Here is a 22,711-nt window from a genome sequence, read left to right on the forward strand (position 1 = left end):
CGTCCTTCCGGGGCGTCTGGGGAGCGGATGGCACAACGGAGTCTGTGGCTGGCTGGGCTGGGGCGAGGGCTTCTTCCCGGCGTGGCTTGGGTTGTTCCTGCAGGGCCAGGCGTTGGTCTTCGGTCGAGACCACGCGCACGATGATGGCCGTGGCGACGGTCAGCAGCAATAGCGTGGCGGCGATGCGCAACGACCAGATGCGCAGCGATACGCCGGAGGCGTTTTTTTGCGCGCCCTGGCGCTACGAGTTCTGCAGCTGCTGCAGGTCGGCCGACAGCTCGGCCGGGGCAAGCTGGGCCGCGCCCTCCAGCGCGTCGGCCAGGAAGGGGTCGTACAGCGCCTTTTTCTCCAGGGCGTGCATTTCTGCCGGCGAAAGCTCGCCGTTCAGGTACCGTTCGATATCGTGATGGTCGTCAGCCATGTTGTTCCATGCAGATCTTCAGGTTCCGCTTGCCGTTTTGGATGTAGCTTTTCACACGATTATCCTCAAAACCCGTTACCTGCGAGATTTCTTTATAACACAGTTGCTTTAGATAAAACAATTGTACGCACTGTTTCTGTTCAGCGGCCAGTGTTTCGATGCATTTCTCTAATCTACTGAGATTTGCTTCGGTTTCTGGTGCCTCTTCCGGATGCAGGGCCAGCTCATTTTCCATAAAAAAGTCCGGCATTTCTTTCTGCTGCCGGCTTTTCCGGGCCCGCAGCTGCATCAGGCAGTGGTTGCGGGCGGTGACATACAGCCAGCTTTTAAAGTTGGCGATGTCGTGCTCGCGCAGTACCGTGACCAGTTTTTCAAACAACTGCATGACGGCGTCGCGGCTCTCTTCCCGATCCTTCAGGTACTTGAGGCAGACGCCGTACACCAGGGGCATGTACCGGTTGTACAGCTCGCCGGCCACTTCCAGATTGCCCTCCTTTCGGTACAAGGCCAACAGGGTGTCGTCAGAGCTATTTTTTAAATGGTGCGTGGCCTCCGGCATGGGGTTGAAAAATAGTAAAAAAACGTGGGCGTTTTGAATGTTATGACAAGAAGGTACACACGTTGTGCTTTTTTGCTATTTTTAAGACCGCATTATGGAAGAACAAGAACTCCCGAAACAACAATATACAGACGCCGAAAGGCAGCACATCTTCAACGATGAGTTTATGCCGCACATAAACGCCATGTACAACTTTGCCTATCGCCTGACCTTAGACGCCGACGATGCAAAAGACCTGTTACAAGATACGTATTTAAAGGCGTATCGTTTTATAGATTCATTTCAGCAAGGAACTAATGCGAAGGCATGGCTGTTTCGGATTTTGAAGAACAGCTTCATCAATGACTACCGGAAGAAGAGCAAAGAACCTTCCAAGGTAGACTACCAGGAAGTTGAGAGCTATTATAACTCTGAGGAGGTAGACAGGCAAATTACGCCGGATCTGCGTGTGGAGGCGCTGAAAGACATGATCGGCGATGAGATATCCAATGCGTTGAATGCTCTTGACGTTGATTTCAGGACGGTCATTATACTATGCGACCTGGAAGGTTTCAAGTACGAGGAAATGGCGAAGATACTGGATATACCAATCGGAACCGTTCGTAGCAGACTTCACAGAGCCCGTAACCTGCTGAAGGAAAAACTAAGTGAGTACGCGAAAGAAATGGGTTATAAAACCGTCTAAAATCAAATGGATTCAGATAAGAGTTATATGAAGCAAGACTGTCCTGAAAAGAACGAATGTCTTAAAATGCTCCAGGCTATTCTGGATGGCGAAGCGACCCCCGAGCAGCGAACCGAGTTTCTGGAACATCATCTGGAAGAATGTTTACCCTGCTATAAGAACTACCACCTCGAGGTCGCTATCCGCCAGTTGTTGAAAGCGAAATGCTGCCAGGAGGCTCCGCAGGATCTCATCGAAAGCATTAAGAGCAAGTGCACTGAAAAACTGTCGCGATAATGGCGGGCAAAGCGTTGATCTTCTGCGCCCCGTCGGGCTCAGGAAAAACCACTATCGTAAAACACCTGCTCCAAAACAATCCCTCATTGGGTTTTTCCATTTCGGCCTCCACCCGTGATAAACGTGGCCGCACCGAAGCACACGGTCAGGACTATTACTTCCTCAGCCCCGACGAATTCAAGAAACGCATCGATGCCGACGAGTTTATCGAATGGGAAGAAGTATATGAAGGTAATTTCTACGGTACCCTCAAGTCGGAGATCGAGCGCATCTGGAAAGAAGGCAAGGACGTGATCTTTGACGTCGATGTAAAAGGCGGTCTTGCGCTCAAAAAATATTTCGGAGACAAGGCCCTCGCTATTTTTGTAAAAGTCCCCTCCCTGGAAATCCTCAAGACCCGTCTCAACGATCGGGGTACAGAATCTCCCGAAAGCCTCTCCCGCCGCTTGTTCAAAGCACAGTTTGAAATGTCCTTTCAGGATAAGTTCGACCAGGTGCTGGTGAACGAAACCCTCGACACATCGCTGCGCGAAGCGCAAAAGCTCTACGACGATTTTAAAACGCACTAATACCGGTGAAGATCGGACTCTTCTTTGGTTCCTTTAATCCCATACACATGGGGCACCTCATCATTGCCAACCTCATGGTGGGGGCTACGGACCTGAAGAAAGTGTGGTTTGTCGTGTCGCCGCTCAACCCGTTTAAGTCCAGCAAAGGGCTGCTGCACGAGTTCGACCGGTACGACATGGTGCGCGCCGCCATCCACGATAATTATTTGCTGGAAGTATCCGACGTCGAGTTCCACCTGCCCAAGCCCAGCTATACCATCCACACCCTGGTACACCTGCGCGAGCGACATCCCGACACCGAGTTTAAAGTGATCCTGGGCGAAGACAACCTGGCGTCCTTTACCAAATGGAAAAATCACGAGCGCATCCTGGAAGACTACGGTTTATACGTGTATCGCCGGCCTAACGTGCAACTTTCGCAGCCGGTTTCGCATCCTAACATTACCTTCGTGGAAGCCCCGCTGTTGGATATTTCTGCCACTTTCATTCGGAATTGCATCAGAAACAAGCAATCTATTCGTTATCTGGTTCCGGATGTGGTGGAGGAAATGATTCGAGCAAAAGGATTTTACCAGGAGCACTAATAACCCCGGTTGTATGTTTTTTTTACCCAAGAGGGCCCGTCCTAAAACCCTTTGCCTCCTGGTGGGCATTGTCATGCTTTCGCTACCCGGCTATGCGCAAGGCATTCGCGGTACGCTGCAAGACGAGACCGGCAAGCCCTTGCCCTATGCCACCATCTTTGTGCGACAGATCGGCACCGGCACTACCTCCAACGAAAACGGCATGTATGAAGTGGCGCTCGACTCGGGTCACTACGAAATAATATACCAATACCTGGGCTACGAGACCGCCGTGCGCATCATTGACATTGACAACGATCTTCGCGACGTAAACGTTACCCTCAAACCGCAGGCCACGGTGTTGCCCACGGTCGTGGTGCAGGACGGTAAGGAGGACCCTGCCTATACGATCATGCGCAAGGCGATCGCCAAAGCGAAGTACCATACCCAGCAGCTCGACGGCTATTCCGCCCGGGTATACATCAAAGGCGCTGGCAAACTGAAAGACTACCCCTGGCTGGCGAAGAAGACCCTGCAAAAAGAAGGCATCGAAAAAGGCCGGGTGTATATCTCGGAGTCCGTGAGTGACGTGAAATACACCCGCCCCAAGAAGTTTGAAGAGAAAGTGATCTCCATCCGCAGCGACGGCAAAGACAACAATACCTCGCCCAACCAATACATCTTCGGCAGCTTTTACGAACCCGAAATTGCCGAGACCGTATCGCCGCTGTCGCCGCGTGCTTTTTCATACTATAAATTCGAATACCTCGGCACATTCCAGGATCGCGACTACTCCGTCAGCCGCATCAAGGTCACGCCGCGTGTAAAAGGGGACAACGTCGTGGACGGCGTTTTCAATATCGTCGAGGACTGGTGGAGCATCCACAGCATGGACATCCATACCACCCGCCTGGGCATAGACATCTATATCAAAGCGGTCTATGCGCCCATTGAAGACAAGGCCTGGCTGCCGGTGTCGCACCAGTTCCGGGTGGATGGCAAGGTGTTTGGTTTCGAGTTCGAGTATAAATATCTCGCCACGGTAAGCGATTACAAGATCAAACTCAACCCTGCCCTCTACGTGGAGACCGATAAGATGGAAGTGGTGGATGAGAAAATCCACAAGCAGGAAGCGCGTCAGGCCAGGGCCGCGGCCCCGCGTCGTGCGCCCGACAACGTCAAGCAGTTACAGGAACGACTATCGTCTGGCAAGGAGATCACCCGCAAGGAATTGAAGACGATCATGAAGGACTATGAAAAGCAGGAGCTGCGCCAGCAAAAAGAGCCTGAGGTCATTTCGGAAACCGTCTTTGAGGTCGACAGCGCGGCCTTTAAAAAAGACTCGACCTACTGGGCGTCGATCCGCCCCGTGCCGCTGACGCCGGAGGAGGTAAAAGGCTACCAAAAGTCGGACAGCACCGCCGAGATCGAAGCCCGCAAAGAGGCCGGCGACACGCTGAAGCAGTCTAAGCACGCCGGCTTCCAACCCTGGGATTTATTGATCGGCGACAGTTACAAGGTTTCCAAACATTCCCATTTCAAAATACACTTCCCCATGCCGGGCTTTAACACGGTGGAGGGTTGGAACGTGGTATACAAAGTATCGTTCGGCACCATTCTACAGGATACCAACAAAACGCGGCTCAGCATTACCCCCGCCTTCCGCTATGCCTTCTCGCGCAAGGTAGCCTCCGGCAACCTGAAGTTTATGCTGCGCAACAAAGTATACCGATTCGAGGTAGAGGGCGGCCGGTACGTGCGTCAATACAATGCCGACGAGCCGATCCTGCCCATCGTAAACGACTTCATGACGCTGCTGCTGGAGGAGAACCTCATGAAGCTGTATGAACGCCGCTATGTCGATGTATTATACCGCCGCAACCTCAGCGACTTTGTGTCGGTGGAAGGCACGGCGTCGTGGCAACGCCGCCACATGCTGCAAAACACAACAGACTATAAATGGGTAGACCGTAAGAGCATTGAAGACTATACTTCTAATATTCCGGTAAACGCCGAGCTGCCCGATACGTCTTTTCCCGATCATGAAGCCGTGACCGCATCGGTCAGCGTCGTAACACGGCCCTGGCTGAAGTATCGCATCCGCAATCGCCAGCGATACGAGGTGGAGAACTCGTCGCCGACGTTGAGCTTTACGTACAGAAAAGGAATCTCCGACCTGCTTGGCAGCGATGTCGACTTCGATCAGTTGGAAGTAGGGGCTAAGCATGCCTTTGATATTGGCGTACGCGGGCGGCTGCATTTTGCGGTACGCGCCGGCACGTTCTTAAACGACCGTCGCATGTACTTCATGGACTACAAGCACTTCCTCGGCAACCGGACGCCTTTCAGCACCACCGACCCCGTCGGAAGCTTCCGCTTGCTGGAGTATTACACCTATTCAACCCCCGACCGTTACCTGGCGGGCAATGTGTATTACCAATTCCGCAGGTTTCTTGTTACGAGCTTCCCATTTGTGCGTATGATGGGGATCCGGGAGAATATATTTGTTAACTACCTGGCTACGCCAACTTCTCAAAACTATACGGAAGTAGGCTACTCTATTGATGGCATCCTGCGCTTCTTCCGCCTGGAAGGCGCGGTGTCGTTCCAGGATGGTCAGTATCGCGACTATGGGTTTCGCGTGGGGATCGCGAGCTACTTAACAGTTAATTTCTCTGATAATTAAAAAGATTGCCGGCGCGCATTACTGCTGGCGCAAGAGCAAACGCCAGCGATCATTACGGTTGATCGTCCCATTCAAAATATGCATCCTTCTCCAGCTCCGCCTCTTTCTTCTTCTGCGTGCCCTTATTCTTAAATGCATCCTTCAGCTCCTTCACCTCATTCTTCAAATCGGATACGATCTTCTTCTTCACCGCATCGGTATCATACTGCACACGATAGTTATCCGCCGTGCCCGTGATCTTCAGATATAACTTACTGCCCGAAGCATCCTCTTCTACCGCCTGGAGTGCTTCCGGATCCCGCTGCCGGGCCAGGCGCAGGGGCGTGATCACGCGGTAGTCGATCTGCTGGTCAAAGGTATGGGTGCCGCTCACCCGAAGGCTGGTTACGTTGGTGCGGATCTCCATTTGTGGTATATAGATCGTCTTGTTCTCTATGTGGATGTCGTTCTTGATATCCGAAAAGCGCAGGTGACTAAGCTCCTGGTCGTTCACATACCGGTTCAGCTTCTGCATGGGCTCGAAGTTGTTGAGCTCGCCGCCTTTGATGGCCACGCCGATGTCGGCGATCAGGGTCTCCGGGAATAACCGTAAGCTTGGCTTCAACGCCATTTCCAGGTTCACGTCGGCATACGCCCGTCCGCGCAGGTGTTTGTCTTCGATAAAGCGCTGCTGGAAGTTTTCAAAGACATAGAAAGCGCTGTCGAGATATACACCGTTCACTTTGCATGTACTCACGACGTTGATCGCCTGTTTATTCTTTGCGTCGATAATGCCTGACAGCATCATGTCTCCCCCCATGGTGTGCAACGTTATATTTCGCGATACGGCCATCTCGTTTTTCACCAGCAAGTCACCCTTCAGGTTGGTAGCGTGAAAACGTTTATACGCCAATCCCTTTACATCGCAGTTGAAGTTGAGGTTGATGTTTTTCGAAATGCTGAAGGCATACTCTTGCTCCTGCTGGCCCGTGGGTTGCCCAAAGCCTATCGCCAGCAGTTGATTCATGTCGATGTAGTTGGACTTGAGGTCCGTTTCGATGCCGATGGGCTGGTTTTCAAACAGCAGGAAGGTAATGATGTTCTTAAAAAAGCCGTTCAGCAGGAAGTCGCTGTTGCCCAGCTTGCCCGACACATTGCTCAGGGCCAGGTCATTGTTGCTGAACTGCAGGTTGCCGCGCAGGCCGTCCAGCGGGATCTTGCCTGCACCGAATTTCAGGCGGATATCCTGCAGCTCGATCGTGCCCTGCGTAGATACCTTCTGCGCCGTAGCGCGACGCTTGAGCAATCCTACGCGGCCCTGAAAGGACACATCGGCGAGGAGGAGGCCCGACACATCGGTGATATTTTCCACGGGGTAGAAGTCCAGCAACGACCCTGCATCCACACGTCCTTTAAAATGACAGATCACCTCGGGGTCGCTAAAGTTCTGCAGCACGAAATCGGCTACAAAAGACTCGTTGTTGAGTTTGCCTTGTACGTTCTTCAACACCAGCGTAGCCCCCGACACGTCGCTGATATCAGCGCTGGCGAAGGAGCCTTCCATCGTAGCGCCTTCGATCCGCGACCTGTATTCGGGGTGATAGATGGTGGCATTGTCGAATCCGAACTTCACGGAAAAGGCAGGGCTCTTATGCCGGCCGATAACCCCTTTCAGTGTGGAGGAGAAATATACATCGCCCTTGCTCTGGTACTTTTCCAGTCCGCGGGTTGCCGACTCTGGCAACAGGGAGACGATCGTTTGAATATCGGTATCCTGTCCGTCTACCTTCAGATCCACCACATTATCGTCCTTCCACCCATAGCTGCCCTGCACGGCAAACGAAGATCGCTTCAGCTCCAACGTGGAGGGCTGGATGGTCAGCAACCGGTTCTGGTCGTCGTAGCGCAGGTCGCTGTCGATCGTAAAATCCTTTCCTGCCAGGTACGAGGCTCCCTCGATGTCGAGCGTTTCGGTAGTAAGCTGTCCATGCGCTTGAATGCTGTAGACGTTCTGCTCGGAGTGGATAGACGCATCCAGCACCTCGCTGGTAAAGGTCATGTTTTTGTGGTGGTGCAGATCGACATAATGAAAGCGTGTTTTCTTCAGGTCGACGTGGTTCAGCTCAAAGGTCACACCGCCGCCGCCCACGGCGGTTTTGTCGTCGGTGGCTTTAAAGATGGTATAGTTGTTTTGCCCTTTGGCATCGATGCGCAGGTTTGTTTCGCTGTTGTGGATCTGTACGCCGCGAATGGTATACTTGCCGCGCCAGAGCTCGAGGGGGTGTAGCTGAAAGGCGATGGTGGAGGCTGTCAACAGGGGGTATTGCCCGGGGTGGCTGTCTTCGACGTACACGTCGCGCAGCACGATGGAGATCTGCGGAAACTTCTCGAATACCGAGACATCCATCTGGCCGATCCTGACCGGTGTCTGCAGGCTCTTGTTGGCCTCTTCGATAAACTGACGAATGATCTTGTCCTTGAACAGGAACACCGATGCCGTGAGGGAGAGTAACAGCACGGCGAGGGCCAGGACGAGATAAAAAAATATTTTCCGGACTGTCTTCAAAAGCTTAAAAAATGTTTTGCCAAAAATACATGGCAAAATTCAAACCACAGAAAGACAGGTGGATAGAAAGCTGTAAAGTCAGCCCGGTGGCCCCCCAGGGGCGCAATTACTCGTTCAGGGAGATCTTTTCCGGAATGAGGATAGCAGCCGGAAAATAGCGTTTTACGGCCGTATAGTCTTGCTGGGCCTCCATGCGGCTGTAGTATTTGCCCACCTTGACGCGAAAGATCGGTTCGGTGAACTGTACTTCCGATTCCAGTCTGGGGAGAGAAGTGGCCAATTGTTTTTTGGCGTTCAGGGCCTCTTCGCGACGCCCGGAGTACACCTGAATGGTGAACCCGTCAATGTAGCGACGGCTCCGGTTGGTCTGGTCGATGCTGTCCAGCACGGTGTCCAGCTGCCGGTTTATAGCAAACCGCGCCTCGGTATACGGCTGCGTTTTGCGGTCCTCCGGGGTGGTGCCGGTGGTCGTGGGCGTTGTAACGGATGTGGCAGTGGCCGGCTCAGCCTTCGGGCGCCACACGGAAAGGTCTTCTGTGTATTTGCTGTCCTGCGAAGTGCTGCTGGTCGTTTTTTGGGTAGTCTTGCACCCTGCCAGCAGCAGGATGCAAGACGTATAGATCATTCCTTTTGACAGGTGCATGCTATTCAATTATGATGCAGCGGTTGTTGGCGATGTCCTCTTCCACTTTCTTATACTTTACGTCGCGCAGTACGCGGCCGTCGGGATATTGCACGCTTACTTTGTCGTTACGGTTGGCAACCTTCTCTGATTTGGCCGGCATTACCTTCTCCTGCGGTCTTTCATACGGTGCCTGCGCGCGGCCGTTGCCGGTGCCGCCCTCGCGGGTCTCGCCGTTGCCACCGCCGCCGCTGAGCAACGAGCGCGACTCTTCTTTCTGCTCGTTCAGGCGCACTTTGCTGCGTTGTATACGGGCTTCCTGTACTTGCTGCTCCTGCTCTTGTGTGGGGAAATCAGCCTTCGACAGGAAAGAGATGGTGTCTTCGTTCACCTTGGCCACAAAGCGTTTGAACAGGTCAAAGCCCGAGAACTTGTAGATCAGGAGCGGATCCTTCTGCTCGTATACGGCATTTTGTACCGACTGCTTCAGGTCGTCCATCTCGCGCAGGTGCTCTTTCCATTGCTGGTCGATGATGTTCAGGGTAATGACCTTCTCCATCGCCTTGATGAACTCGGCGTTCTTCGACTCGATGCATTTGTTGAGGTTGGCGACCACGCCGATCTGCTTCTGGCCATCGGTTACATGCACGAGCACGTTTTCAATGGTGGCGCCACGTGTGCGGTGCAGCTCGGTAAAGCCCGGCAGGGCACGCTCGGCCATCAGCTTGTTTTTCTTGTGATAACGTTCCAGAGCCTTGTGATACAGGTCGTCGGCCAACTGTTTCTCATTCATCTTGTTAAAGGCCTCTTCGGTAACGTCGTAGTCCAGGCCGAAGGTGCCCAGGGCGCTCAGGCGAAGGCTCTCGTAATCGGCCGCGTTCTTGGCGTTGATGGCCATGTCTTCGGATGTATCGTTCAGCATCGTCAGGATATCGAGCTCCAGGCGCTCGCCGAACAGGGCGTTGCGACGGCGCTTGTAGATCACCTCGCGCTGCGAGTTCATGACGTTATCGTATTCCAGCAGGCGCTTACGCGTGCCGAAGTTGTTCTCTTCTACTTTCTTTTGCGCGCGTTCGATCGAGCTGGTCACCATCGAGTGCTGGATCACTTCGCCTTCTTTGAGACCGAGTTTGTCCATGATGCGGGCAATGCGCTCGGGCATGAACAGACGCATGAGGTTGTCTTCCAGCGATACGTAGAACTGCGAGGTACCCGGGTCACCCTGGCGACCCGAACGGCCACGCAGCTGGCGGTCTACACGCCGCGACTCGTGACGCTCCGTACCGATGATGGCCAGGCCGCCGGCGGCACGCGATTCGGGCGTAAGCTTGATGTCGGTACCACGACCGGCCATGTTGGTGGCGATCGTTACGGTACCCGGCTTACCGGCTTCGGCTACAATTTCGGCTTCGCGTTGGTGCTGCTTGGCGTTCAACACCTGGTGTTTGATCTTGCGCATCTGCAACAGACGGCTTACCACCTCCGAAATTTCGACAGACGTTGTACCCACCAGCACGGGGCGTCCTTCGCCGGTCAGCTTGACGATGTCGTCAATGACGGCGTTGAACTTCTCACGCATGGTCTTATAGACCAGGTCGTCGTAGTCTTTCCGTACAGCCTGTTTGTTGGTAGGGATCACGACCACGTCCAGCTTGTAGATATCCCACAGCTCGCCCGCTTCTGTTTCGGCCGTACCGGTCATACCGGCCAGCTTGTGATACATGCGGAAGTAATTCTGCAGGGTAATGGTGGCGTAGGTCTGGGTGGCATCTTCCACCTTTACGTTTTCCTTGGCTTCGATCGCCTGGTGCAGACCGTCGGAGTAACGGCGGCCGTCGAGGACACGACCGGTTTGCTCGTCTACGATCTTTACTTTGCCGTCGACCAGGATGTATTCGGTATCTTTTTCAAACAGCGTATACGCTTTCAACAGCTGGTTTACGCTGTGGATGCGTTGTGTTTTGGTTTGATAGTCGCGGATGAGCTCTTCCTTGCGCTGCAGGCGCGTGGCGTCGTCCAGGCCGGCTTCTTTCTCGAGCTTCGACAGCTCGGTGCCGATCTCGGGCAGAATGAAGAATCTCGGGTCTTCACCTTCGCCGGTGATGAGGTCGATGCCCTTTTCGGTCAGCTCCACGCTGTTGTCCTTCTCGTCGATGACGAAGTACAGCGGAGCGTCGGCCTCCGGCATGTTGCGTTTGTTGTCCTGGAGGTAATAGTTCTCTGTCTTTTGCAGAATGGCTTTGTTGCCGGCTTCGCTCAGGAACTTGATCAGCGGCTTGTGCTTGGGCATGGCGCGGTGGGCGCGGAATAGCGGTAAACCGCCGTCCTTTTCATTGCCTTCGGTCATCAGCTTACGGGCGGTGTTGAGGTATTCGTTGACCAGCTTCTTCTGGGCTTCCACCAGCTTGAAGATGCGGGGCTTGAGGTCGTAGAATTCATGCTCGTCGCCGCGGGGTACGGGGCCGGAGATGATGAGCGGCGTACGGGCTTCGTCGATGAGTACGGAGTCCACTTCGTCGACCATGGCATAGTGATGCTTGCGTTGCACGAGATCTTCGGGCTCGCGCGCCATGTTGTCGCGCAGGTAGTCGAAGCCAAATTCGTTGTTGGTACCGTAGGTAATGTCGGCGCGGTAGGCGTTGCGGCGGGCGGAGGAGTTGGGCTCGTGCTTGTCGATACAGTCTATCGTAATGCCGTGGAACTGGAAGATCGGCGCCATCCATTCGCTGTCGCGGGTGGCCAGGTAGTTGTTCACCGTAACGATGTGCACACCGCGCTTGGCCAGGGCGTTGAGGAAGGCCGGCAGGGTAGCGACCAGTGTCTTACCTTCCCCGGTGGCCATCTCGGCGATCTTGCCTTCGTGCAGTACGATACCGCCGATGATCTGTACGTCGTAGTGCACCATCTCCCACTTCTGCAGGGTGCCGGCGGCGATCCACTGGTTGGCCCAGCGGGCCTTGTCGCCTTCGATCCTGATGTGCTCACGGCCGGCGGCAAACTGTATATCAAAGTCCTGGGCGGTTACTTCCAGGTAGTCGTTCTCCTTAAAGCGGCGCGCGGTCTCGCGTACGATGGCAAACGCCTTGGGGAGCACCTTCATCAATACTTTTTCGAGGTCCTTGTTCCGTGTCGCTTCCATCTCGTCGATCTGGGTGAAAATGGCCTCCTTGTCGGTGATCTCCAGGTCGGGATTGTCGGCGATCTGTTGGTGCAGGGCCGCGAGCTTATCGTCGATGCCGCGCAGCTCCTGGTTGATGAAGTTCTGGATATTCTTGGTTTCGGCCCGTAAAGCATCGTTGCTAAGCGATTTCAGCTTCTCACCTTCCTGCTTGGTTTGTTCCACCAGCGGCATGATGCGCTTGATGTCTTTTTCTGACTTCGTTCCGAAGATCTTGGCAATGAATTTCAGCATATAATGATCGTTATACTTTCACCGTTCTGTGCCCGCCGCAGTTTACCCACGGTAGCGTATCACGGCCAAACCGGTGGGTAGAAAAACGGATGACAAAGAACGATCAGCCCCTGGTTAGGGGGCTTAAAGTTAAATTGTTTTTTGAGATTTCAGGGGGAGCAATAACAGTTCCAACGCTTCTTTAAAGATCATTTTGGCAGGAACGACACCAAAAAAATCAGAAACATGCCAAGGGGACCGGCGTGCCGCGGCTGATGTTCCTACACTCGGACGGTTTTTGGGGAAATGGGAAATTATGTCAGCTTTTGCTGAGCGCTAAACTTCCACGTCGCCTTCAAAGACGCATTGCGCGGGGCCGATGAGATAGACATCGGTAAAGCTGCCGTCGGCCGCGCGGGTAAACTCTACCGACAGCTCGCCGCCCAGCGCTTTGATCGCTACGGGTGAGGAGTATCCTTCCAGGGCTGCCGCCAGTGCCGCCGCCGTAATGCCGGTACCGCACGACAGTGTTTCGTCTTCCACGCCGCGCTCGTACGTGCGGACAAAAAGCGTGTTGTTTGGCAGCCGTTGTACCATGTTGACATTCGTACCGCCCGGTTTGAACGGGTCGCTGTAGCGGATCTTGCGGCCTTCTTCTACCACGGGGTACGCCTGAACATCGTCTACAAAACGCACATAGTGGGGAGAGCCGGTGTGAATGAAATAGTCGTCGCCGTGCCGGGTATGGCCTTTTACGTCACCCATGCGCAGACGGATGATACCGGAGGGCAGGAGCTCGGCATCGTGCGGGCCGTCGTAGGCCTGAAAGGTGGCCGCCTTGTCGAGCAGGCCCAGGTGCGCAGCCATGTGTACCGCTGCGCGGCTGCCATTGCCACACAGGCTTTGCGAGCCGTCGCTATTATAATATTCCAGGTGAAAGTGCAGGGACGGATGTTTTTCGATGAGCATCAGGCCATCGGCCCCGACGCCAAACTTGCGGTGGCAAATACGCGCGATCTGGTCCTGGCTAAGCTTGAGGTAGCCGGCGCGGTTGTCCAACACGACAAAATCGTTTCCCGTTGCCTGGTATTTATAAAAATGAAGTCTCATGAATGCCTCCCGGAAAACGGGCTTATTTGATCTCTTCGTAGTCTACGTATTCGCCGCCTTTCACGCCGCGTTTCTTCGTTTTTTTGTACGAATCGGCATTTTTGTGCTGATCCTTATAGTTCTTCAGCTCCTGTGCGGCAGCACCGGCTCGGAAGAAGAATGAACCTATTTTGTAGAAAACGTACGAAATCAGGCCAATTATTAGAAGGAATCGTAGCATAGTCACTGTTATTAAAGCTTAACAGAAATGTAAAGGTAGAGGTTCGCTGCCAAATCGCCAACCGGCAGAAATTGTGCCTTGCGCGCGCACGGAGCATCTTGCTCAACCTGACGTCTCTCAAATAGAGACGAATTCACGCCATTGTTTAGTCTGCCGGTATACCGGAAAAATTAGGTTCCTTCCTTTTTCCTACATGGGTATGCGCGTCCGGCGTTCTCTTGTAATTGGAAGTGTAGGCCATACGTTATTCGCGCCACATTAAAACCTAAAAAATTATATATGTTATTATCCATGAAAAAATTTACCGTTAGTTGTCGGGTACTTTTCGTTCTATGCCTGGCCGTTTTGGCAGCAAGCTGTAGCGATGATGATTCCGATCCTACCGTTGTCAAGAGCAGTGCCAAGGCCATCACCTCCTTCAAGTTTGCTGCCCCTGCAGCGACGGGTACGATCACAGAAAGCGACAAGAAGATCGCTGTTAGCGTACCGGCCGGTACGAACGTGACAGAGCTCGTTCCGACAATCGTTGTTTCTGAAAAAGCAACCGTATCTCCGAATACAGGAGAGAAACAGAATTTCACCAATGCTGTTACCTATACTGTAACGGCGGAAGATGGCAGCAAACAAGCTTATGTCGTTACGGTGACAGTAGCGGCTGCGGAGAAATTTACCGTGAGCGGAATCTCTGCAACAGAGATCGAAGGCGGTGAAGAATTCTTCCTCGAGGGTACCAATTTTGCTGCCGCCTCTGCGAGCGAGATCAAGCTGACGAATATCGACTCCAAAGAGTTTGTGACTATTAAAGCTGCCGACAAATCGACCGCTACACGCTTATACTTCACAGCTGCTGAAGATCTGGAAGTTGGCGAGTATGCCATTGTTGTGACCAGTAGCGGAAAATCAGAAGAAGTAGAGTTTACACTCACGATACTGCCCAAACTCCCGAAGATCACCGGCCTGAGCGCCCTGAAGGTAGAGAATGGCGATCATATAACGATCACAGGCAAGAACTTCTCCGCGGAAGGCAACACCGTATCTATGTGGGATGAAAATGGCTTTGGATCATCAAAAGAGATCGTGTCTGAGTCTACCACATCGATTGAATTTATTGTGGAGGCAATTTCAGGTCGTCGTTACCATGTAGAAGTTAAGAATGCAAACGGTGACGTTGTAGAAGCAGCAGATATGGTCGTCGTAGGCACGCTGCCGGAAGTTACGTCGATCAACAAAACCACCTTTGCCCGCGGTGAGCAGATCGTTCTCACAGGCCAGGGCTTGAAGGTTGATGGTATTTCTCCGTTCCTTTACTTTATGCCCGACGCGATAGAGAATGATTTCCGTCAGGGTATTGGTAAAGTAAACGACGCCGGTACGGAGATCACGTATACTATTCCTACAGGTTGGGCGGCAGATTCCTACGAGCTGAGCATTGATTTCGATGACACCACGATCAAGAAGTTCAGAATCGTGATACAATAAGCCGACGAAGGTCATAATACAGGCTACTCCTTATTGGGGTAGCCTGCTTATTGTACGTACGATGCCGATAGAGGGAAAAAAAGAGGCTACCGTATGGGTAGCCTCCGTTTTTTGAGCAAGAATATTTACCGACTCAGATACAAATTCCGCTCCGAGTAGATCTTCATGAAATAATCGTCCATCAGGTCGTCGATAAAGTAGATCGCCTCACCGGTAGACTTCATTTCAGGACCGAGTTCCTTGTTCACGTCCGGGAACTTGTGGAACGAGAACACCGGCTCTTTGATCGCATAGCCCTTACGGGTCGGGTTGAACGTAAAGTCCGTTACCTTTTTCTCGCGCAGCATCACCTTCGTGGCATAGTTCACATACGGTTCGTCGTACGCCTTGCAGATGAACGGTACCGTGCGCGACGCGCGCGGGTTGGCTTCGATGATATATACCTTGTCGTTCTTGATCGCAAACTGAATGTTGATCAGCCCCACCGTCTGCAGCGCTACCGCGATCTTGTTCGTGTAGTTCTCGATCTGTTTGATCACCAGGTCGCCCAGGTTGTAGGGAGGCAACACGGCATACGAGTCACCGGAGTGGATCCCCGCCGGCTCGATGTGTTGCATGATGCCGATGATGTACACGTTCTCGCCGTCGCAGATCGCGTCGGCTTCGGCTTCGATCGCACCGTCGAGGAAGTGGTCCAGCAATACCTTGTTGTCGGGCAGGTGCTTCCAGATGTCGATGATGTGGTGTTCCAGCTCTTGCTCGTTGATCACGATCTTCATGCTTTGACCACCCAGTACGTACGAAGGACGCACCAGCAGCGGGAAGCCGATCGTCTTGCATACTTCCAGCGCTTCGTCTGCATTTTTCGCCACGCCGAACTCGGGGTAGGGAATGCCCAGCTCCTTCAACAGCGTCGAGAACCGGCCACGATCTTCTGCAAGGTCCAGCGCTTCGAACGACGTGCCGATGATCTTGATGCCGTACTTTTGCAGTTTCTCTGCCAGCTTCAGCGCGGTCTGACCGCCCAGCTGTACGATCACACCTTCCGGCTTCTCGTGCTCGATGATATCATAGAGGTGCTCCCAGAACACCGGCTCGAAATAGAGCTTGTCGGCAATGTCGAAGTCTGTCGAAACCGTCTCGGGGTTACAGTTGATCATGATGGTCTCGTAGCCGCACTCTTTTGCCGCCAGGACCCCATGCACGCAGGAGTAGTCGAACTCGATGCCCTGACCGATGCGGTTCGGACCTGAGCCCAGCACCACGATCTTCTTCCGGTTGGAAACCGTCGACTCGTTTTCTTTGTCGAACGTCGAGTAGTAGTAAGGCGTCTTTGCTTCAAACTCGGCCGCACAGGTATCGACCAGTTTGTAGACCCGCTTGATGCCCAGCTCGGTCCTCTTCTTAAATACTTCGCTCTCGTAGCAGTCCAGCATGTGTGCGATCTGACGGTCGGCAAAGCCTTTCTCTTTGGCCTTGCGCAGCAGGTCGGCGGGAATCGTCGATAGCTCGAAAGTTTGGATCTCTTTTTCGATCTCTACCAGCTCTTCGATTTGTTTCAGGAACCAGCGGTCGATGCGTGTGAGCTTTTGAATGGTCTTCAGCGCAATGCCCAGTTTCATTGCATCGTAGATGTGGAACACGCGGTTCCAGCTGGGGTGCTCCAGGCTGTACAGCAGCTCATCCTGGTTGGTAAGCTCCTTGCCATCAGCACCGAGGCCGTTGCGGCGGATCTCCAGCGACTGGCAGGCTTTCTGCAGCGCTTCCTGGAAGTTGCGGCCAATGCCCATCGCTTCCCCTACCGACTTCATTTGCAGACCCAACGTGCGGTCGGCACCGTGGAACTTGTCGAAGTTCCAGCGCGGCACTTTCACGATCACGTAGTCGATCGCAGGCTCGAAGTACGCCGATGTGGTGCCGGTGATGGCGTTGGTCAGCTCGTCGAGGTTGTAGCCGATCGCCAGCTTGGCGGCGATCTTGGCGATAGGATATCCGGTAGCTTTCGAGGCCAGCGCCGACGAACGTGACACGCGCGGGTTGATCTCGATAGCGATAATGTCTTTGTCGTCTTCCGGGTTCAGCGAGAACTGTACGTTACAGCCACCGGCAAATTGCCCGATGCCATTCATCATCTTGATGGCCAGGTTCCGCATGTTCTGATAGACCGTGTCAGGCAGTGTCATGGCCGGGGCGACCGTAATAGAATCGCCGGTGTGGATACCCATCGGATCGAAGTTTTCGATCGAACAGATAATGATGACGTTGCCGAGGCTGTCGCGCAGCAGCTCGAGCTCGTATTCTTTCCAGCCCATGATGCTTTGCTCGACCAGCACCTCGTGGATCGGCGAGGCGTGCAGGCCGCGGTTCAGCGCTTCATCAAATTCTTCGGGATCGTTCACAAACGCGCCACCGGTACCGCCCAGCGTATAAGAAGGACGGATCACCAGCGGGAAGCCAATGTCCTGTGCAATCTCTTTGCCTTGCAGGAAAGATGTTGCGGTGCCCCCTTCACAAACCCCGACACCCAGCTCCAGCATTTTCAGGCGGAACTTTTCGCGGTCTTCGGTGGTCTCGATCGCCTTGATGTCGACACCGATGATGCGTACGCCGTAATGTTGCCAGATGCCTGCCTTGTCGCATTCAATGCAAAGGTTCAGCGCGGTCTGACCACCCATGGTCGGCAGCACGGCGTCGATGTGGTGGCGCTCCAGGATCTCGCGAATAGACTTCTTGGTGAGCGGCTTCAGGTACACGTGGTCGGCCGTCACTTTGTCAGTCATGATCGTGGCCGGGTTGGAGTTGATCAGAACAACTTCAATACCTTCCTCACGGAGCGAACGGGAGGCTTGCGAGCCCGAATAGTCAAATTCACAAGCTTGCCCGATGATAATGGGGCCGCTACCGATGATCAGTACGGAGCGAATACTTCTGTCTCTTGGCATTATGGTAGTGGAATGGGATGAACAAAATTGCGCAAAAATATAACATGACATGGAATCGTAAAGGGATTGGGCATATTAAATATTCCCTGTAGGGGAAGCGCCCGCCGATTGCCGTCATACCCACGAGTTCAGCCGGTTGCCACCCGACACTGTTACCGTTTGAAAAACTTATTTTCATCGTTCAGCGGGTTTTTTACATCTTTTGAATTCGAAAAGAAGTGTTATGAATTTGAACCTGAGGGCGCGCGCAGAAAACACGTATGATGCCATTGTAGTGGGATCGGGCATCAGCGGAGGATGGGCGGCGAAAGAACTCTGTGAAAAGGGATTGAAAGTGTTGATGTTGGAGCGCGGCCGCACCATGGAGCACCCCAACTATCCCACGACGTCCAAAGATCCGTGGGAAATTGCGTATGGCGGACGGCTGACGCGGGAAGACAAAGAAAAAAGCCACATACAGGCACGACACTACTCGTTTCAGGGTGACAACAAACACTTCTATATAAACGACCTGGAAAATCCCTACACGGAAGTCCAGCGCTTCGACTGGGTGCGCGGCGACGTCGTCGGCGGCCGTTCGCTGTTGTGGGGGCGCCAAAGCTACCGGTGGAGCGACCTCGACTTTTCCGCCAACGCCCGGGACGGCCACGGCGTGGACTGGCCGCTGCGCTACAAGGACCTCGAAGCGTGGTACAGTTATGTCGAGACGTTTATCGGCGTGAGCGGCCAGGCAGAAAAATGGCCCCATTTCCCCGATGGCAATTTTCAGCCCCCCATGGAAATGAATTGCGTAGAGAAACACTTCCGGGGAGAAATGCAAAAGAAGTTTCCGGAGCGGCTCGTGACCATCGGCCGGGTGGCCAACCTCACCGCGCCGGTAAAAGGCCGGGGCGTGTGCCAGTCGCGCAACCTCTGTCACCGCGGGTGTTTATATGGCGCTTATTTCAGCACCAACGCCAGTACGCTGCCGGCAGCGTTTGCCACCGGTAACCTGACGCTGCGACCGCAGTCGCTCGTCAACCGCGTGCTGTATGACGAGCAGGGGAAAAAAGCCACGGGGGTAGAAGTGGTCGACACAGCCACCCGCGCGGTAACGGAGTATTACGCGAGGGTGATCTTTCTGAACGCATCCACGCTGGGCACGGCGTTCATTTTATTGAACTCTACGTCGGGCCGGTTTCCCAACGGGCTGGGCAACGACAGCGACCAGGTAGGACGCAACCTGATGGATCACCACAAACACGCCGGCGCCTATGCCGATGTGGAAGGCTTTGAAGACCGATACTATATCGGCCGGCGCCCCAACGGGCTGTATGTGCCGCGGTACCGGAATATCGATGAGCAACGGACTGACTACATCCGGGGCTTTGGTTATTTAGGCGGCGCTTCGCGCGGCGGCTGGGGCGGATTGGCCTCGCAGGATGTGCTCGGCGCGGCACTGAAAACGAAAGCGCAGGCACCCGGCCCGTGGCGCTTCAGCCTCAACGGCTACGGCGAGTGCCTGCCCTACGCCGAGAACCGGGTAACGCTCAACACCTCCGTGCAAGACGTGTACGGACGGCCGACGCTCACGGTCGACTGTTCCTTCAAGGACAACGAAAAAGCGATGCAGCAAGACATGGCCCACTCGGCCGCAGAAATGCTGGAGGCAGCGGGCTATAAAAATGTAACGCCGTACGTCAGGACCTCGTACCCGGGCAATGCCAATCACGAGATGGGCACCGCCCGCATGGGCAAGGATCCGAAGACCTCGGTGTTAAATAGTTTTAACCAGGTACACGCCGTGCCGAACGTATTCGTCACCGACGGGGCGTGTATGACGTCTAACGCCAGCGCGAACCCGTCACTGACATACATGGCACTGACGGCCCGCGCGTGTGACCATGCCGTAAAAGAATTGAAACGACTAAATCTATAACAACGAAGCATGAAACGACTCATCGTATGGCTGTTCGCTTGTTCCACCCTGGCGGGCTATGCCCAGAAGAAGGACAAGGACTGGCGACCGCTCTTTAATGGTAAAGATCTCACGGGCTGGAAACAGATCAACGGCAAGGCACCCTATAAGGTCGAGAACGGCATGATCGTCGGCACGACGGTAGACGGCTCTCCCAATTCCTTCCTCATGGCGGACGGCGTGTACGGCGACTTTATACTCGAGCTCGAATTTAAAATGGACGACGGTACCAACTCCGGTGTGCAGTTCCGCAGCGAAAGCAAGCCCGACTACCTCGACGGGAGAGTATTCGGCTACCAGCTGGACTTCGACCCCAGCCCGCGCAAGTGGTGCGGCGGGATATATGACGAGGCCCGCCGCCAGTGGCTTTACCCGCTGGAGTATAATCCGGTCGCCAAAAGCGCGTATCGCAATACCCAATGGAACACCGTGCGCATCGAAGCGATCGGCAACAGCATCCGCACGTGGATCAACGGTATACCGTGCGCCAACCTGGTGGATGACATGACGCCGAAAGGCCTCATTGCGCTGCAAGTGCACGCGGTAGGCAAAGGCGAGACCGCCGGCAAGCACGTATGGTTTAAGAATATCCGCATCAAGACCGAGAACCTCGCGCCGTCACCCATCGACAACCTCTATGTCGTAAACTTTGTGCCCAACACACTGACCGAACAAGAGAAGAAAAACGGTGTAACGTTACTGTGGGATGGCAAGACCACCAACGGCTGGCGCGCGGCCGGCAAAGACGACTTTCCCCAAAAAGGCTGGGAGATTACAGAGGGTACCCTCAACGTTGTAAAGTCCGCCGGGGCCGAGTCCCAGAACGGCGGTGACATCGTCACGACCGGTGAGTACGCTGCTTTCGACCTGCAGTTCGAGTTTCGCCTGACAGAAGGTGCCAACAGCGGTGTAAAATACTTTGTGACCGAAAAGGAAAAAACACAAGGCTCGGCCATCGGTCTGGAGTACCAGGTGCTGGATGACGAGAAACACCCCGACGCGAAACTGGGAGCTGTGGGCAATCGTACGCTGGCATCGCTGTATGATCTTATTCCCGCCGACCGCAATCCCCGCGGTGTACACAAGATCGGCGAGTGGAACCTGGGCCGTGTGGTTGTATATCCCGATAACCGCGTAGAGCACTGGCTGAACGGCTACAAAGTACTGGAGTACGTTCGCGGCAACAATATTTTCAAAGCACTGGTGGCACGGAGTAAATATGCGCAGTGGGAAAACTTCGGCATGGCCGAGAAAGGACACATCCTGCTGCAAGATCACGGCGACCGTGTGTCCTACAGAAGCATTAAGATCAAAACCTTACAATGACGAACAATCCTAAATCCTATGAGTCACTCCAGAAGAGATTTTATTAAGAAAGCGTCGGTCGTTACCCTGGGCGCGGCGGCATTTAGTGCCAAAAGTTATGCAAACATCATCGGCGCCAACGACCGCGTGCGTGTGGGCGTCGTGGGCTTCTCGGATCGCTTCCGGCAGTCCCTGTTCCCGGCCTTTCAGAACCATTATCAGGAACTGAACTTCGACATCGTAGCCGTCTCCGACCTGTGGAAGAAACGTCGCGAAGAAGGACAGGCCTTTCTGAAAGAGAAATTCGGGCACGACATCCAGGCGTGTGTCAACAACGACGAGCTCTATAAGATCAAAGACCTCGACGCGGTCATCATCAGCACGGCCGACTTTCAGCACGCGCTGCATACCATCGAAGCGGTAAAGGCCGGCTGCGATACCTATACCGAAAAGCCGTTTGCCGAAACGATGGAAGACAACCGGGCGGCCTTCAAGGCGGTAAAAGATTCGAAAAAGATCGTGCAGATCGGATCACAGCGGCGCAGTGGCAAAAATTATCATGCCGCCGCCAAGTTCATTAAAGAAGGAAAGTTCGGACCCATCGTCATGGTGGAGCTTACCTGGAATGTAAACCAGCCCGGCCGTTGGCGGCGCCCGGCGCTCGTAGCCGAGCTCCGCGAGCAGGACACCGACTGGAAACGCTTCCTGCTGAACCGTCCCTTTGAAGCATTCGATCCACGCAAGTACCTGGAGTATCGTCTCTTCTGGCCCTACTCGTCGGGCATGCCCGGTCAGTGGATGAGTCACCAGATCGACACCGTACACTGGTTCAGCGAGCTGAAGCACCCGCGCAGCGTCGTGGCCAACGGAGGTGTATATTTCTGGAAAGACGGTCGTAAGAATTGGGATACCACCACGGCGGTATTCGACTACGGCGACGACAAGCAGGGCTTCCAAGTGCAGTTCACGTCTCGCATGATGAATGGCGACGAAAACCCCGCCGAGATATACTACTCCAACGGCGGTGAGCTGAATCTTAACACCAACAAAGTGTCGGCCCGCGGCGGCCTCAAAGAAGGCCCGGCGGCGGCCATGAATATGAAGCCGAACCTGCTGGCAGACCTGGATCTGACCATGACCGCCGAGAAAGTGGTAGCCTCTGCCAATACCGGTGGCGACGCCCTCACGTCGGCGCACATGCGCAACTGGATGGAGTGCGTACGTAGCCGCCAGCAGCCTAATGCGCCGGTAGAAGCAGGGTACTCACATTCCATCGCCACCATCATGACCAACGCCGCCGTGCGCACAGGCATGAAGGCCACCTTTGACGAAAAAACGCAAGAGGTAATGGTCGGCGGAAAAGTTTTTAAATACTGATCAT

At 54.1% G+C, this 22,711-nt stretch carries 17 protein-coding genes; 9 read left to right on the top strand and 8 right to left on the bottom strand.

Annotation, left to right across the window (positions count from 1 at the left end):
* Positions 1-241 precede the first annotated feature (241 nt).
* Together KK078_RS08610 and KK078_RS08615 are read right to left on the bottom strand one after the other, a co-directional pair.
* Positions 242-421 (bottom strand): hypothetical protein, encoded by a 180-nt coding sequence (locus KK078_RS08610; protein WP_254089852.1) that lies wholly within the window; start codon positions 419-421, stop codon positions 242-244.
* On the bottom strand, positions 414-980 hold the full coding sequence (locus KK078_RS08615; protein WP_254089853.1) for an RNA polymerase sigma factor: 567 nt from the start codon (positions 978-980) through the stop codon (positions 414-416). The genes KK078_RS08610 and KK078_RS08615 overlap by 8 nt, the downstream gene beginning before the upstream one ends.
* Before the next feature lie 94 nt (positions 981-1,074).
* Between KK078_RS08615 and KK078_RS08620 the strand changes: the two genes are divergently transcribed.
* The 5 genes from KK078_RS08620 to KK078_RS08640 are packed head-to-tail and all read left to right on the top strand — an operon-like array spanning position 1,075 to position 5,759.
* Positions 1,075-1,665, top strand: a complete 591-nt coding sequence (locus KK078_RS08620; protein WP_254089854.1) for a sigma-70 family RNA polymerase sigma factor — start codon at positions 1,075-1,077, stop codon at positions 1,663-1,665.
* Between the two features lie 27 nt (positions 1,666-1,692).
* A complete protein-coding gene (locus tag KK078_RS08625; RefSeq protein WP_254089855.1) occupies positions 1,693-1,941 on the top strand; it encodes a zf-HC2 domain-containing protein in 249 nt (82 codons plus the stop codon).
* Positions 1,938-2,510, top strand: coding sequence for a guanylate kinase (gene gmk / locus KK078_RS08630; RefSeq protein WP_254090002.1), 573 nt, complete (start codon positions 1,938-1,940; stop codon positions 2,508-2,510). Before KK078_RS08625 ends, gmk begins: the two co-directional genes overlap by 4 nt.
* Positions 2,511-2,515: 5 nt before the next feature.
* On the top strand, positions 2,516-3,094 hold the full coding sequence (gene nadD, locus KK078_RS08635; protein ID WP_254089856.1) for a nicotinate (nicotinamide) nucleotide adenylyltransferase: 579 nt from the start codon (positions 2,516-2,518) through the stop codon (positions 3,092-3,094).
* Between the two features lie 13 nt (positions 3,095-3,107).
* Positions 3,108-5,759, top strand: a complete 2,652-nt coding sequence (locus tag KK078_RS08640; RefSeq protein WP_254089857.1) for a DUF5686 and carboxypeptidase regulatory-like domain-containing protein — start codon at positions 3,108-3,110, stop codon at positions 5,757-5,759.
* A 52-nt stretch (positions 5,760-5,811) separates the two neighbouring features.
* Here the strand turns inward: KK078_RS08640 and KK078_RS08645 are convergent, their stop codons facing one another.
* From KK078_RS08645 to KK078_RS08665, 5 genes are all read right to left on the bottom strand, one after another.
* Positions 5,812-8,304 (bottom strand): AsmA family protein, encoded by a 2,493-nt coding sequence (locus tag KK078_RS08645; RefSeq protein WP_254089858.1) that lies wholly within the window; start codon positions 8,302-8,304, stop codon positions 5,812-5,814.
* A 106-nt stretch (positions 8,305-8,410) separates the two neighbouring features.
* The gene (locus KK078_RS08650; protein WP_254089859.1) at positions 8,411-8,929 is read right to left on the bottom strand and encodes an SPOR domain-containing protein; all 519 of its coding nucleotides are present in this window, start codon (positions 8,927-8,929) and stop codon (positions 8,411-8,413) included.
* A gap of 19 nt (positions 8,930-8,948) precedes the next feature.
* Positions 8,949-12,338 (bottom strand): preprotein translocase subunit SecA, encoded by a 3,390-nt coding sequence (secA, locus tag KK078_RS08655; RefSeq protein WP_254089860.1) that lies wholly within the window; start codon positions 12,336-12,338, stop codon positions 8,949-8,951.
* A 315-nt stretch (positions 12,339-12,653) separates the two neighbouring features.
* The gene (gene dapF / locus KK078_RS08660; protein ID WP_254089861.1) at positions 12,654-13,427 is read right to left on the bottom strand and encodes a diaminopimelate epimerase; all 774 of its coding nucleotides are present in this window, start codon (positions 13,425-13,427) and stop codon (positions 12,654-12,656) included.
* A gap of 22 nt (positions 13,428-13,449) precedes the next feature.
* On the bottom strand, positions 13,450-13,647 hold the full coding sequence (locus KK078_RS08665; RefSeq protein WP_254089862.1) for a hypothetical protein: 198 nt from the start codon (positions 13,645-13,647) through the stop codon (positions 13,450-13,452).
* Positions 13,648-13,992: 345 nt separating this feature from the next.
* On the opposite strand from KK078_RS08665, the gene KK078_RS08670 reads away from it, so the two are divergent.
* A complete protein-coding gene (locus KK078_RS08670) occupies positions 13,993-15,126 on the top strand; it encodes a DUF5018 domain-containing protein (RefSeq protein ID WP_254089863.1) in 1,134 nt (377 codons plus the stop codon).
* Positions 15,127-15,251: 125 nt separating this feature from the next.
* Here KK078_RS08670 and carB read toward each other — a convergent pair whose 3' ends face one another.
* Positions 15,252-18,068, bottom strand: a complete 2,817-nt coding sequence (carB, locus tag KK078_RS08675) for a carbamoyl-phosphate synthase large subunit (RefSeq protein WP_254089864.1) — start codon at positions 18,066-18,068, stop codon at positions 15,252-15,254.
* Between the two features lie 223 nt (positions 18,069-18,291).
* Here carB and KK078_RS08680 point away from each other — a divergent pair, with 223 nt between their 5' ends.
* Genes KK078_RS08680 through KK078_RS08690 form a run of 3 tightly spaced genes read left to right on the top strand, consistent with a single transcriptional unit; the run spans position 18,292 to position 22,707 of the window.
* On the top strand, positions 18,292-19,986 hold the full coding sequence (locus tag KK078_RS08680; protein ID WP_254089865.1) for a GMC oxidoreductase: 1,695 nt from the start codon (positions 18,292-18,294) through the stop codon (positions 19,984-19,986).
* Between the two features lie 9 nt (positions 19,987-19,995).
* A complete protein-coding gene (locus KK078_RS08685; protein WP_254089866.1) occupies positions 19,996-21,351 on the top strand; it encodes a 3-keto-disaccharide hydrolase in 1,356 nt (451 codons plus the stop codon).
* Between the two features lie 18 nt (positions 21,352-21,369).
* Entirely contained in the window at positions 21,370-22,707 is a 1,338-nt protein-coding gene (locus KK078_RS08690; RefSeq protein ID WP_254089867.1) for a Gfo/Idh/MocA family protein, read from the top strand.
* Positions 22,708-22,711: the final 4 nt, after the last annotated feature.

It is taken from the genome of Dawidia soli (assembly GCF_018598185.1).
Taxonomy (GTDB): Bacteria; Bacteroidota; Bacteroidia; order Cytophagales; family Cyclobacteriaceae; genus Ohtaekwangia; species Ohtaekwangia soli.

What these genes read in the sequence shown, in the direction of transcription:
- KK078_RS08610 (WP_254089852.1), bottom strand. Translation starts at nt 421, where the DNA reads ATGGCTGACGACCATCACGATATCGAACGGTACCTGAACGGCGAGCTT.
- KK078_RS08615 (WP_254089853.1), bottom strand. Translation starts at nt 980, where the DNA reads ATGCCGGAGGCCACGCACCATTTAAAAAATAGCTCTGACGACACCCTG.
- KK078_RS08620 (WP_254089854.1), top strand. Translation starts at nt 1,075, where the DNA reads ATGGAAGAACAAGAACTCCCGAAACAACAATATACAGACGCCGAAAGG.
- KK078_RS08625 (WP_254089855.1), top strand. Translation starts at nt 1,693, where the DNA reads ATGAAGCAAGACTGTCCTGAAAAGAACGAATGTCTTAAAATGCTCCAG.
- KK078_RS08640 (WP_254089857.1), top strand. Translation starts at nt 3,108, where the DNA reads ATGTTTTTTTTACCCAAGAGGGCCCGTCCTAAAACCCTTTGCCTCCTG.
- KK078_RS08650 (WP_254089859.1), bottom strand. Translation starts at nt 8,929, where the DNA reads ATGATCTATACGTCTTGCATCCTGCTGCTGGCAGGGTGCAAGACTACC.
- secA (WP_254089860.1), bottom strand. Translation starts at nt 12,338, where the DNA reads ATGCTGAAATTCATTGCCAAGATCTTCGGAACGAAGTCAGAAAAAGAC.
- dapF (WP_254089861.1), bottom strand. Translation starts at nt 13,427, where the DNA reads ATGAGACTTCATTTTTATAAATACCAGGCAACGGGAAACGATTTTGTC.
- KK078_RS08665 (WP_254089862.1), bottom strand. Translation starts at nt 13,647, where the DNA reads ATGCTACGATTCCTTCTAATAATTGGCCTGATTTCGTACGTTTTCTAC.
- carB (WP_254089864.1), bottom strand. Translation starts at nt 18,068, where the DNA reads ATGCCAAGAGACAGAAGTATTCGCTCCGTACTGATCATCGGTAGCGGC.
- KK078_RS08680 (WP_254089865.1), top strand. Translation starts at nt 18,292, where the DNA reads ATGAATTTGAACCTGAGGGCGCGCGCAGAAAACACGTATGATGCCATT.
- KK078_RS08685 (WP_254089866.1), top strand. Translation starts at nt 19,996, where the DNA reads ATGAAACGACTCATCGTATGGCTGTTCGCTTGTTCCACCCTGGCGGGC.
- KK078_RS08690 (WP_254089867.1), top strand. Translation starts at nt 21,370, where the DNA reads ATGAGTCACTCCAGAAGAGATTTTATTAAGAAAGCGTCGGTCGTTACC.